The following is an 11922-nucleotide window of genomic DNA, read 5'->3' on the forward strand; positions in this document are numbered from 1 at the left end:
GGCGGGCCCTCCGCATCCCAAGCAGGCGGCGGCCCTTCGCCTCGACGCGCGCACCCTCCGGCGCCACCTCGTGGCATCACATGGCGCCATGTGGCATCACTCGACACCATCCGGTGCCACCAGCCATGCATTCATGGCACACAGGCATACGTGGCACCATCCCGACCCAGAAATCGCGCACCTCATTTCCGCAGGTCAGGGCCGTTCGGGCATGCGCCTGCCGCCAGGAGGCACCATTCGGGCTTGCATGTGGCACCACAGTGGTGCCACGATGTCGCCATGGACCTCACTCCGTATGTCGACAGCCTGCGCCACGAACTCGCGGTGGCCGCCGAAGCCGGCGGGGACGAAGCCCGGCAGCTGGCCGAGCGGCTCACCGCTCCGCTGGAGTCGGCGGCGCGCCTGACCATGCTCAACGTGCTCTCCGCCGCGATGGACGAGATCACCCGCGAGCTCGCCCCCGGCTCGGTCGACGTACGGCTGCGGGGACTGGACCCCGATTTCGTCGTGACACCGCCTCCCTCCTACGCCGGCACCACGGACGTGGCGGAGGCACCTGCCGAACCGGTCAGGGCGCAGCCGCCCGCCGAGGGCGACGAGGGTGGCACCGCGCGCGTCAACCTGCGTCTGCCGGCCCATCTCAAGGCGCGTGCCGAGGAGGCCGCGAACCACGAGGGCCTGTCGGTCAACGCGTGGCTGGTACGGGCCGTGTCGGCGGCGGTCGACGGCGGAACCCGGCCCAGGACGGCGGGCAGGACCCGCACGGTCGGACAGAGCTTCACGGGCTGGGTGCGCTAGCCGCGCCCACGTCCGCACCACTGCACCCGCACCACTGCACCCACACCGTCCCCACCTGCGGGGACGGCTCGAAGACTCAAGAGGACGGGACAGCCATGCCTTCTTTCGACACTCCCCAGCCGATCTCGGTCACCGCCGAGGTGGCCGCCGGTTCCATCCGTCTCACCGCGGGCGACCGCGCCGACACGGTCGTCGAGGTGCTGCCGCGCGACCCGAAGCGGGACAAGGACGTGCGGGCCGCCGAGCAGACCGAGGTCGTGTACGCGAGCGGCGTCCTGACGGTCAGGACCAAGCACCGGCCCCTGGTCGGCCCCAGCGGCCTCGTCGACGTGACGGTCGACCTGCCCGCGGGCTCCCGGGTCGACATGTCCGGCTCCTGGGCCCAGATGCTCGGCGAGGGCCGGCTCGGCGAGGTCCGGGTGAAGACCTCGGCCGGCGACGTCCGCCTCGACACCACCGGCCCGCTGACGCTGACCGTGTCGCACGGCCTGGTCACCGTGGACCGGGTCGAGGGCACGGCCGAGATCACCAGCAGCACCGGCAACGTGCGCGTCGGCACGGTCGAGGGTCCCGCCGTCCTGAAGAACGCGCACGGCACCACGACCGTCGGCACGGTCACCGGCGAGACGCGGATGAGCAGCACGAACGGCGGCATCGACATCACGTACGCCGGGGCGTCGGTCACCGGCACCACGACCAACGGGCACATCCGCCTCACCGAGGTCGCCGGCGGCGAGATCCAGCTGGAGACGTCCAACGGCTCCATCGAGGTCGGCATCCGCGAGGGCGTCGCCGCCTGGCTCGACGTCAGCTCCAACCGCGGCCAGGTGCGCAACCGGCTCACCGCGTCCGAGGCCCCCGAGCAGACCGAGGGAACCGTCGCGGTCCGCGCACGGAGCAACTGGGGCAACATCGACATCGTCCGCGCCAAGTCCTGACCCTCCCCACCGCCGACACCTCCGCCACCGGCACGGCCTCCGCACCGCCGTCCCCTCCCTCCACGAGCCGCCGCCCCCTCTCCTCGGGGCCGCTCCCCCGCGGCCCCGCCTCCCGGGCTCCCCCTGTCACGGCTCCCCCAGGCAGCTCCCCTCACTGTCCTGCCTGCCCGCCGCTCCCCCTCGCGGCGCCCGTCGCGGCCTCCGCCCCGCCCCCGGCTCCCCGCACCTCCTTCCCCTCCCCCTTCTTCTTCCAGCACCTCCATCACCCAGCCTCCGAACGGGAGAGCCCCATGCCTTCATCTGTCATGCCCACGCCCAGAAGGGGCGACGGTCCCCGACCTCCCGCCGCCGTCTCCGCCGTCGGTCTGCGCAAGTCGTACGGCGACAAGACCGTGCTCGACGGCATCGATCTGCGCATCCCGGCCGGCTCCGTCTTCGCGCTGCTCGGGCCGAACGGCGCCGGAAAGACCACCACCGTGCAGATCCTGTCCACGCTCGTCGCCGCCGACGGCGGGCACGCCCAGGTCGCGGGCCACGACATCGCCGCCTCGCCCGACGGGGTGCGCGCCGCGATCGGCGTCACCGGGCAGTTCTCCGCCCTCGACGACCTGCTCACGGCCGAGGAGAACCTGATCCTCATGGCCGACCTGCTGCGCCTCGGCAAGCGCGAAGGGCGCTTCCGCGCCCAGGAGTTGCTCCAGCGGTTCGACATCGCGGACGTCGCCGGCAAGCGGGCCGCGACCTTCTCCGGCGGGATGCGGCGCCGGCTGGACCTCGCCATGATGCTCGTCGGCGACCCCCAGGTGATCTTCCTGGACGAGCCGACGACCGGGCTCGACCCCCGCAGCCGCCGCACCATGTGGGACACGGTGCGTTCCCTGGTCGCGGGCGGCACCACCGTGTTCCTCACCACCCAGTACCTCGAAGAGGCCGACCAGTTGGCCGACCGCATCGCCGTGCTCGACAAGGGCCGGATCGTGGCCGAGGGAACGGCGGAGCAGCTCAAGGCGCAGATCCCCGGCGGTCACGTCCGCCTCCGGTTCACCGAGACCGCCGACTACGAGCGAGCGGTCGCCGTCTTCCCCGGCGCGGCCACCGACGAGGAGGACCTGACCCTGCGGGTGGCGGGCGACGCCGGCCTCGACGCGCTGCGCGCCCTGCTGGACCGGCTCGACACCGCCGGCATCAGCGCCGCCGACCTCTCCGTGCACACCCCCGACCTCGACGACGTCTTCCTCACCCTGACCGGCGACGGCGCCACCGGGACCGGCGCCCACGACACGCCCCGGACCAAGGAGAACCAGCGATGAGCACCCTCACGTACGCCGTGCACGACTCGATGACGATGCTGCGGCGCAACCTCCGGCACGCGATGCGCTATCCGAGCGTGTCGCTGGGCGCCGCGATGATGCCGATCCTGATGCTGCTGCTGTTCGTGTACGCCTTCGGGGACTCGATCGGCGCCGGGATGGGCGGCGGCCGGGACGCCTACCTGGAGTACCTGACCCCCGGCGTCATCGTCATGGGGGTGGCGGCCGGGGCGATGTCCACCTCGATCGCGGTCTGCTCCGACATGACGCAGGGCATCGTCAACCGCTTCCGCACGATGAACATCACCCGCTCCTCGTTCATGACGGGCCATGTCGTCGGCAGCGTCGTCCAGACGATGGTGAGCATGGTCCTGGTCGTCGCCTTCGCGCTCGCCATCGGCTTCCGGTCGGACGCGACGCCACTCGAATGGCTCGCCGCCGCCGGGCTCCTCACGGCCATCGCGTTCGCGGTCACCTGGCTCTCGGCGGCACTGGGCCTGATCTCCAAGACCGTCGAGTCCGCGAGCAACAAGCCGCTGCTGGTGCAGTTCCTGCCGTTCCTCGGCTCCGCGTTCGTACCGGCCGGCTCGATGTCCCCGGGGCTTCGCTGGTTCGCCGAGAACCAGCCGTTCACCCCGATGACCGAGACGCTGCGCGGCCTGCTCTCCGGCTCGGCGATCGGCGACAACGGCTGGATCTCGCTCGCCTGGTGCGCCGGCATCAGCCTGGGCGGCTACCTGTGGTCACGGTCGCTGTTCAACAGCACGACGAAGCGCTGACCGGGCCCGTCCCGGTTCGGTTCGGTTCGCTTCGGTCAACTGCCCTAGGGGCGGTTCGGGGACGTCAGATCCGGCTCGACGTGGCCGTGTCCGCGGACAGCCGCTGCGCCGCGTAGATCGGGATCACCGAGAGCAGCACGAGCACGGCGGCCACGACGTTCACGACCGGTGCCTGCCGGGGCCGGGTCATGTTGTCGAAGATCCAGATCGGCAGGGTCTGGATGCCGGGCCCGGCCGTGAACGTCGTCACGACGATCTCGTCGAAGGACAGCGCGAAGGCGAGCAGTCCGCCGGCCAGCAGTGCCGAGCGCACCAGCGGGAAGGTGACGTCGACGAAGACCCGGAAGGTGTCCGCGCCCAGGTCCATCGCCGCTTCCTCGTACGTTCCGGACGTCCGGCGCAGTCGCGCGACCACGTTGTTGAAGACGACGACGATGCAGAAGGTCGCGTGGCCGACGATCACGGTGAACATGCCGAGTCCGACGCCGAGCGGTTCGAGCACCGTGCTGAACGCCGAGTTGAGCGCGATGCCCGTGACGATGCCGGGCAGCGCGATCGGCAGGACGACCACGAAGGAGACGGTGTCCCGGCCGAAGAACCGGTGGCGGGCGACCGCGAACGCGATCAGCGTGCCGAGCACCAGGGCGATCGCCGTGGCGCCGAGTCCGGCCTTGACCGACACCCACAGCGCCGCGCGGGCCCCCTCGTTCTCCCGGGCGACCGACCACCAGTGGAGGGTGAGCCCGGACGGCGGCCAGCTCGCGCTGCGGTCCCGGTTGAAGGAGTTGACCAGGACGAGCGCCAGCGGCACGTAGATGAACGCGAAGCCGAGCCCGGCGGCGGCGCGCAGCGCGATGCGCGCGGGACGGGAGAGTTGCACAGCGGGCTCCTCAGAGACTGCTCAGGGCGCCCGTGCGGCGCATCGCGAGGAGGTAGACCACGATGACCACGACGGGGACCGTGCCGAGCGCGGCGGCCATGGGCAGGTTCAGTTCGATGTTGGAGTAGACGACGTTGCCGATGAGCTGGGTCTTGCCGCCGACGATCTGCACGGTGATGTAGTCGCCGAGACTGAGCGAGAAGGTGAACACCGAGCCGGCGGCCACGGACGGCAGCACCATGGGCAGCACGACCGAGCGGAAGGTGCGGCCCGCGCGGGCCCCCAGGTCCGCCGAGGCGTCCAGCAGGTTGGCGGGCAGCTGCTCCAGCGCCGTGTGGATCGGCAGGATCATGTACGGCAGCCAGAGGTAGGTCAGCGCGATGACCGCGGCCGTGAGTCCGTACCCGGGTCCGCTCAGTCCGAGGGGCTTCAACGCCCAGTCGGCGAGGCCGTCCTGGGAGAGGATCAGCCGCCACGCGTACACCTTGACGAGGTAACTCGCCCACAGGGGCGTGAGGATGGCGACGACGAGCAGCGGGCGCCGCTCGGGCTTTGCGATGCGGGCCGTGTAGAAGGCGACCGGGAAGGCGATCACCGCGCACAGGAGGGTGACCGCGAGGGCGACGCCGACGCTGCGCAGGATCACCTGCCGGTAGACGGGGGTGGTCAGCAGCTGGTGGAAGTTGTCGGCCGACCAGACCTTCACCACTTCGGAGGTGAAGGAGTTCGTCGTCCAGAACGCCGAGACGAACAGCACGGCCAGCGAGCCGAGGTAGAGGACCGCCAGCCAGAGCAGGGGTGCGGTCAGCAGCAGGGACAGCCGCAGCCGGGGGCGCCGGTGCAGTGTCCCCGCGAGCCGCCGGACGGGAGAGCGTCCGGCGGTCTGCGGGAGGGAGGTCATCGTCCGGTCAGCCCTTGATCTCGGTCCAGGCCTGGACCCACTTGGCGTACGGGACGCACTTGACGTCGGTGCGGCCGTCGAGGCACTGCTCGATGGGCGTGTTCCAGAAGGCGACGTTCTTCCAGTAGCTCTCGTCGGTGGCGTGGAAGGTGTCGCAGAAGGACTTGTCGCTCGTGTACGCGCAGGCCTCGGAGTTGGCGGGCGCCTCGCCGAAGTACTCGGCCACCTGGGCGTTCACCTTCGGGGAGATGATCCAGTCCATCCACTTGTAGGCGCAGTTGGGGTGCTTGGCCTTGGCGGAGACCATCCAGGTGTCGGACCAGCCGGTGGAACCCTCCTCGGGCACGAAGGCCTTGACCTTGGCTCCCTCGTCGGCGGTGAGGTTGGCGATGACCTGCCAGGTGGTGCCGACCACGGAGTCGCCGCTCTTGAAGGCGGAGATCTCCTTGAGGTAGTCGCTCCAGTACTCCCCCACGTTCGCGCTCTGCTTCTTCAGCAGGGCGACGGCCGCGTCGAACTGCTTCTGGTCGAGGGCGTAGGGGTCCTTGATCTTCAGCTCGGGCCGGGCGGACTTCAGGTACAGCGCCGCGTCGGCGATGTAGATGGGCGAGTCGTACGCGGTGACGTGGCCCTTGTGGGCGGAGGCGTCGTCGAAGACCGCGGACCAGGACGTCGGGGCGGGGCTGACCTTCTGGGTGTTGTACATCAGCAGGTTGGCGCCCCGGCCGTGCGGGATGCCGTACATCTGCCCGTCGACGGAGTTCCAGGCGCCCTTCTTCAGACCGCTGAAGACGTTCTTGTAGTTGGGTACGAGGGCGGTGTTGACCGGGGCCGCGTCACCGGAGGCGATGAGGCGCAGGGAGGCGTCCCCGGAGGCCGAGACCGCGTCGTACTGGCCGGTCTTCATCAGCTTGACCATCTCGTCCGAGCTGGCGGCGACCTTGGAGTTAACCTGGCAGCCGGTCTGCTTCTCGAAGTCGGAGACCCAGTCGACCTTCGGGTCGTTGGAGCCGTCCTCGACGTAGCCGGCCCAGGCGATCAGGTTGACCTGCCCCTCGGTCTTGCCGAGCTTGGACTGCGCCTTGAGGTCGGGCGGGTTGAGGCCGGTGGACGCGGAGGAGCCCGTGTCGGACGATCCGCAGGCGGTGGCCGCGAGGAGCACCGCGACGGCGGCGGCGGCCTTGAGGGTTGGGGTGAGGCGCACGGCGTACTCCATACGTGACGGGGGACTGAGCGGGGAGGTCAGCGGGGGTCGGGGACCCGGACGGCGTGGCGGCGGTGCCACCGGAGCCGGACCCGGGTGCCGCGCAGGGCGGCGACGTCCTCGGAGGAGGTCTCCAGGTTCTGCTGGAGCGCGGTGAGGCGGCCGCCGGCGTCGAGGTCCACCAGGAAGCGGGTGGCGTCGCCCAGATAGACGACCTCGGCGACGGTGCCGGTGGCGGTGGAGAACTCCGGCTCGGCGTCGTCGGTCGCCTCGGCGGCCCCGGCGTCGGCGGACTCGGTGGCCCGCGCGGACTCCTGGAGCACGCGGATCTTCTCGGGCCGGATGCTGTACGTGCCCGGGGCGCCGACGATCTGCTGCGCCGACTGTCCGTCGAGCAGGTTGGACGTGCCGACGAAGCCCGCGACGAAGGCGGTGGCGGGGCGTTCGTAGATCTCGGCCGGCGTGCCGACCTGTTCGATGCGGCCCTGGTTGAAGACGGCGATGCGGTCGCTCATCGTCAGGGCCTCCTCCTGGTCGTGGGTGACGAACACGAAGGTGATGCCGACCTCGCGCTGGATCGCCTTGAGTTCGACCTGCATCTGCTCGCGCAGCTTGAGGTCGAGGGCGCCGAGGGGCTCGTCCAGGAGCAGGACACCGGGGCGGCCGACCAGGGCCCGGGCGAGGGCGACGCGCTGGCGCTGGCCGCCGGAGAGCTGGGCCGGGCGGCGCCGGCCGAACCCTTCGAGGCGTACGTCGGCGAGCGCCTTGCGGGCCCGGACCAGCCGCTCCGCCTTGGGCACCTTGCGGACCTTGAGTCCGTAGGCGACGTTCTCCTCGACGGTCATGTGCGGGAACAGGGCGTAGTCCTGGAAGACCGTGTGCACGTCGCGTTCGAAGGGCGCGAGACCGGTGACCTCCTGGCCGGCCAGTTCGATCCGGCCCTCGGTCGGGCTCTCGAACCCGGCGATCATCCGCAACACGGTCGTCTTGCCCGAGCCGGACGGGCCGAGCATCGAGAAGAACTCGCCGTCGGCTATCTCCAGATCGACTCCGGCCACGGCGGTCGTATCGCCGAACGCCTTGCGCAGGCCCTGGAGCCGGATCGCCTTTGCCTCCATGGGCGGGGAACCTTTCTGGTGCGGTGGTGCGTTGCAACACTGACCGGAAAGATATGAAGCCATAGTTCAAACCTCAAGACCCCTTTAGAGTAAAGGTTGAGTCAACGCACAAGGTGGTGACCGTGAAGCAACACAGGGGCGACGGCGTCCGCAGAGCCGTCTTCACACCCGTGGACAACCGCGCCCGCGTCGAGACGGTCGTGCACCGGATCGGCGACGCCATCGAGCTGGGCCTCCTCGCCGACGGCGAGCAACTGCCGGGCGAGATGGAGCTGGCCGGCCAGCTCGGCGTCTCCACGGTCACCCTGCGCGAGGCCCTCATGGCCCTCAGACAGCAGGGGCTGGTCACCACACGGCGCGGGCGTGGCGGCGGCAGCTTCGTCTCGCTTCCCGAAGTCCCGGGCGAGGAGAGGCTGCTGGCCCGGCTGGCCGGCTGGAGCACCGAGGAGCTGCGCGACCTGGGCGACCACTGGGCGGCCCTGTCCGGAGCGGCGGCCCGGCTCGCGGCGCAGCGGACCGAACCGGACGACCTCAAGGCGCTGCGGCGCACCCTGGACGACCTGTCCGCTGCCGAGGACGCCCCCGCCCGCAGCCGCGTCTACGGCCGCTTCCACGTCGAACTCGCCGCTGCGGCGCAGTCCGCCCGGCTGACGCGCGAACAGGTCGTGCTCCAGACCGAGGTGGGGGCGCTGATGTGCCTGGTGCTCGGGGACGACGAATATCGTGAAGAAGTCGCGGACCGTCACCGCTCCGTAATCTCGGCCGTGCAAGATGGGGCCCACGATTCGGCCAGAGCACTGGCCGAGCGGTGCGTACTGGACTCGACGGCGCGGCTGATCACCCTGCGCCTCTCGATGCCGCGCGCCGTGTCAGGTCCGCGTCCTCTGGAGGGCACCCATGCGCAGGAGCCCCGGACCGGCCGGCGCGACGGCGACGCTTGACGCCTCCGCCGAGGCGGCCGTCGCCGCGCAGGTCCGCCGGACGCTGGAGACCGTGTTCGACGCGGTCGCCGAGACCCGGGCCGACGCGACCGCGCTGCTCGCCCGCGTCGTCGCCGGGGGCCGTCGGCCCGCGACGGTGGACCTGGCGGCGCTGCGCCCGGGGCTGCATCTGCGGCTCACCCGGCAGGAGTTGGTGTCGGGCGCCGGGTTCGTGGCCGCGCCGGGACTGCTCGGTGACGTACCGGCGTGGCTGGAATGGTGGCAGCAGGGCTCCGACGGGAGCGTACGACCGCTGCTGCTCGACCTCGATCCGGCCCACTCCGCGTACTCGGACTACACGCACTGGGACTGGTTCGCCCTCCCCCGCGACACGGGGCAGCGCGCGGTCGCCGGGCCCTACGTCGACTACCTCTGCTCCGACGAGTACAGCCTGACGCTGTCCGCGCCGGTCCACGTGGAGGGCCGGTTCGTGGGGGTCGCCGCGGCCGACGTGTATCTGCGGCACTTCGAGGGCGCGGTCGTCCCGCTCCTCCAGCGGCTGCCCGGGGCCGCCCACCTGGTGAACGCGCGGGGCCGGGTGGCCGCGTCCGCCGACCCCGCCCATCTGGCCGGATCACTCACCAAGGGACCCGACTTCGCGGCCGTGCTGGCGGCGGCCCGGAGCACGCGCCACGGGGACATGCGGCTCGTCCCCTGCGACGGCGTGCCCCTCGTCCTCGTGATGCCGGCCGGCTGAACGGCCCGGCCCCGGGGAACCGGCGCCCCTCCGGACCTCCTGCGGCCGGGCACGGTCCCACGCCGCGCCGACGCGCACGGTCGACGCGCGTCACACGGCCCGAAGCTCCGCCGTGCCGTTGCGCGTCCTGCGGGTCCTGCGCGGACCGCCAGTGACCGGCCGGACCGCCTCGCGCAGCACCAGGGTCATCCGCGAATACCCCATGTCCCGCAGGGTCCGGGGGGTGTCGTCGACGATCCGGCAGTCCGTGCTGCCCCAGCGGGGATCGGGGTGGACCAGCGGGCGCACGGCGCCGTCGTGCTCGACCCCGCGCGGTCCGACCGCCTGGATCCAGTGCGGCAGGCCGTGCCGGTAGGCGGCGTCCATGATCGGGTCCTGGGCGATGTCCCGGCGGATCGACTGGAGTCCGCGGTCCTGGCCGTTGCGCTCCACCGCCGCGGCGAAGTGCGCGAGCATCGGCAGGCACCAGCTCGACTCGTGCTCCCCGAGCACCGAGCCCGCGTCCGGATGGAACAGGACGAAGCGCAGGAAGTTGTCGCCCGGCATGGCGGTCGGATGCGCGCCGACACCGCCGAAAAGTGTCTCGAACGCGGCGTTGGACAGCACGACGTCCCAGCGGTGGTCGAAGACGACGGAGGGGAAGGGGACGGCCTCGAGCAGCGTGGCGTAGTCCTGGAGGTACGCCTGTGCTTCGAGACTCTCGGGGACAGGTCGCGGCTGGGACCGCTGCCTTCCTGCCTGGTACGCCATCGGGAGGTCACCCCTCTTGCCTATGCGGCCTTCACGCGGCGCCCCGATCCTGCTGCCCCGGGGACAGGCGTGTCAACTATCGTGGCATTTGGCGCTCGTTGACGGCTGAATCTCGCCACAGTTGTGGCGAGACCTGGATGTGAGTTCGAGCGACGGGCTAGGCTCCGGTTGGTCCCCGGTCTTGTTGCCGGGATGGTTCCTGACCCTCGTGTCCACATGGTTCCCGAACTTCGTGAGAGCCACCTGAGAGAGACGTAGGAGATCTGTCGGTGACGGATGGCTTCGAGGTTCCGTGCGCCACGGCGACGGTTCTGCTGCAGGCTGTCGTGGCCAGGGTCACCGCGCTCGCCGACCGGCTCGGCGTGCCGCACGCCGAGGTCTTCGACGTCCGGCGGCTGTCGGCCGAGTCCGGCGTCCCCGAACCCGTGGCGAAGGCCCTGCTGGGCGGCCGCCCCGCCGGAGAACCCGACTTGCAGGCACGCTTCCTGCAACGTCTGGACCTGCTGCGCCGCACCCGGCTCAAGCCCAACGGCCGTCGCTACACGCAGCAGGAGATAGCGGACGGCGCCGGCATGTCGCGTCAGCAGGCGGGCGCCCTCATCAACGGTGACCGGCGCCCCACCATGGAGCACTGCGACGCCATCCAGCGCTTCTTCCGGGTGCACGCCGGGTTCCTCACGGCCGAGGACTCCGAAGCGCTCGTGGGCGCCCTCCAGCGGTCGGAACAGGAATTCCTGCAACGGCTCGCCGACCGCGAACGCGCCGCGGCCTCGGCCGCCCACGATCCGCTCGAACGGCTGCTCCTCGACCACGGTGTCCGTGGGATCGCCTGGCGGGCCGCGCAGTTGCCCACCGACCAGCACCGGGACAAGGTCGCGGAATGGCTGGACATGCTCCTGGAGAGCGTCAAACGGCCAGAGTCGTGAGCCGGGGGAGACCAGTGGGCATCGGAAGGGAAATGCGCCGCCTGTGCGGCGAGCTGGTCTCGGAGCTCTCGCTCCCGGCGCCGGCGGCACCCGCCGACCTCTACACCGCGCTGTGCGGCGCGATGAGCCGGCGCCGCGGCCGTCCCGTCCAGTTCCGCACGGCCGCCTTCCCGCCCGGCACCGCCAGCGGGCTGTGGCTCGACATGGCCGAACAGGACCTGGTCGTCATCGAGGAACGCACCGCCCCCGACCACCAGTTGGTCATTCTCGGTCACGAGCTGTGGCACATGAAGGCCGGGCACTGCAGTCATCACGTCGACGGCGCGGCCGTCGCGGCGCGCTTACTCAGCGACGGCGCGGACCTCCAGGCCACCGTCCTGAAAGTGGCCGCGCGGACCCGCTTCGACCTCGCCGACGAGCAGGAGGCCGAAAGCTTCGGTCTCCTGCTCGCCAGCAAGTGCCGCACCTGGCTGGCCGGTTCCTCACTGCGCGGCCCGGTGCAGCGGCACGGTCTGGCCGGCCGCATCGAAGCCTCCCTGGGCTGTCGCGGGCCGCGGGGCTGAAGGTCCCGGGGTCATGGACGGATCGAGCTACTACATCCCGGCCGTCGCCATGGGCGCGGCGATCGCGTTCAAAGGGCC

At 71.1% G+C, this 11922-nt stretch carries 13 protein-coding genes; 8 read left to right on the plus strand and 5 right to left on the minus strand.

Annotation, left to right across the window (positions count from 1 at the left end):
- Positions 1–279: 279 nt before the first annotated feature.
- The 4 genes from CW362_RS28790 to CW362_RS28805 all read left to right on the plus strand — a co-directional run bounded on the left by CW362_RS28790 (position 280) and on the right by CW362_RS28805 (position 3825).
- Positions 280–798 (plus strand): toxin-antitoxin system HicB family antitoxin, encoded by a 519-nt coding sequence (locus CW362_RS28790; protein ID WP_103552529.1) that lies wholly within the window; start codon positions 280–282, stop codon positions 796–798.
- Positions 799–893: 95 nt separating this feature from the next.
- Positions 894–1736, plus strand: a complete 843-nt coding sequence (locus tag CW362_RS28795) for a DUF4097 family beta strand repeat-containing protein (protein ID WP_103552530.1) — start codon at positions 894–896, stop codon at positions 1734–1736.
- A gap of 305 nt (positions 1737–2041) precedes the next feature.
- Complete coding sequence (locus CW362_RS28800) at positions 2042–3046, plus strand: ATP-binding cassette domain-containing protein (protein WP_103552531.1); 1005 nt, start codon at positions 2042–2044, stop codon at positions 3044–3046.
- Positions 3043–3825, plus strand: a complete 783-nt coding sequence (locus CW362_RS28805) for an ABC transporter permease (protein ID WP_103552532.1) — start codon at positions 3043–3045, stop codon at positions 3823–3825. The genes CW362_RS28800 and CW362_RS28805 overlap by 4 nt, the downstream gene beginning before the upstream one ends.
- Positions 3826–3889: 64 nt before the next feature.
- Here the strand turns inward: CW362_RS28805 and CW362_RS28810 are convergent, their stop codons facing one another.
- The 4 genes from CW362_RS28810 to CW362_RS28825 are packed head-to-tail and all read right to left on the minus strand — an operon-like array spanning position 3890 to position 7928.
- Positions 3890–4705: an ABC transporter permease gene (locus tag CW362_RS28810; protein WP_103552533.1), complete on the minus strand. Its 816-nt coding sequence runs from the start codon at positions 4703–4705 to the stop codon at positions 3890–3892.
- A gap of 10 nt (positions 4706–4715) precedes the next feature.
- Complete coding sequence (locus CW362_RS28815; RefSeq protein ID WP_103552534.1) at positions 4716–5606, minus strand: ABC transporter permease; 891 nt, start codon at positions 5604–5606, stop codon at positions 4716–4718.
- Positions 5607–5613: 7 nt separating this feature from the next.
- Positions 5614–6822 carry an ABC transporter substrate-binding protein gene (locus tag CW362_RS28820; protein WP_206301078.1) on the minus strand — a complete coding sequence of 403 codons (1209 nt, stop codon included), beginning with the start codon at positions 6820–6822 and terminating at the stop codon, positions 5614–5616.
- Between the two features lie 26 nt (positions 6823–6848).
- The gene (locus tag CW362_RS28825) at positions 6849–7928 is read right to left on the minus strand and encodes an ABC transporter ATP-binding protein (RefSeq protein ID WP_103552535.1); all 1080 of its coding nucleotides are present in this window, start codon (positions 7926–7928) and stop codon (positions 6849–6851) included.
- Positions 7929–8050: 122 nt separating this feature from the next.
- Between CW362_RS28825 and CW362_RS28830 the strand changes: the two genes are divergently transcribed.
- A complete protein-coding gene (locus CW362_RS28830; RefSeq protein WP_103552543.1) occupies positions 8051–8869 on the plus strand; it encodes a FadR/GntR family transcriptional regulator in 819 nt (272 codons plus the stop codon).
- Complete coding sequence (locus tag CW362_RS28835) at positions 8826–9605, plus strand: PDC sensor domain-containing protein (protein ID WP_103552536.1); 780 nt, start codon at positions 8826–8828, stop codon at positions 9603–9605. Before CW362_RS28830 ends, CW362_RS28835 begins: the two co-directional genes overlap by 44 nt.
- A gap of 90 nt (positions 9606–9695) precedes the next feature.
- Here CW362_RS28835 and CW362_RS28840 read toward each other — a convergent pair whose 3' ends face one another.
- Positions 9696–10355: an MmyB family transcriptional regulator gene (locus CW362_RS28840; protein ID WP_103552537.1), complete on the minus strand. Its 660-nt coding sequence runs from the start codon at positions 10353–10355 to the stop codon at positions 9696–9698.
- Between the two features lie 269 nt (positions 10356–10624).
- Between CW362_RS28840 and CW362_RS28845 the strand changes: the two genes are divergently transcribed.
- Complete coding sequence (locus CW362_RS28845; RefSeq protein ID WP_103552538.1) at positions 10625–11281, plus strand: helix-turn-helix domain-containing protein; 657 nt, start codon at positions 10625–10627, stop codon at positions 11279–11281.
- Positions 11282–11313: 32 nt separating this feature from the next.
- On the plus strand, positions 11314–11844 hold the full coding sequence (locus CW362_RS28850) for a toxin-antitoxin system, toxin component (protein WP_103552539.1): 531 nt from the start codon (positions 11314–11316) through the stop codon (positions 11842–11844).
- Positions 11845–11922 lie beyond the last annotated feature (78 nt).

The sequence above is a fragment of the Streptomyces populi genome (assembly GCF_002911015.1).
Classification (GTDB): Bacteria; Actinomycetota; Actinomycetes; order Streptomycetales; family Streptomycetaceae; genus Streptomyces; species Streptomyces populi.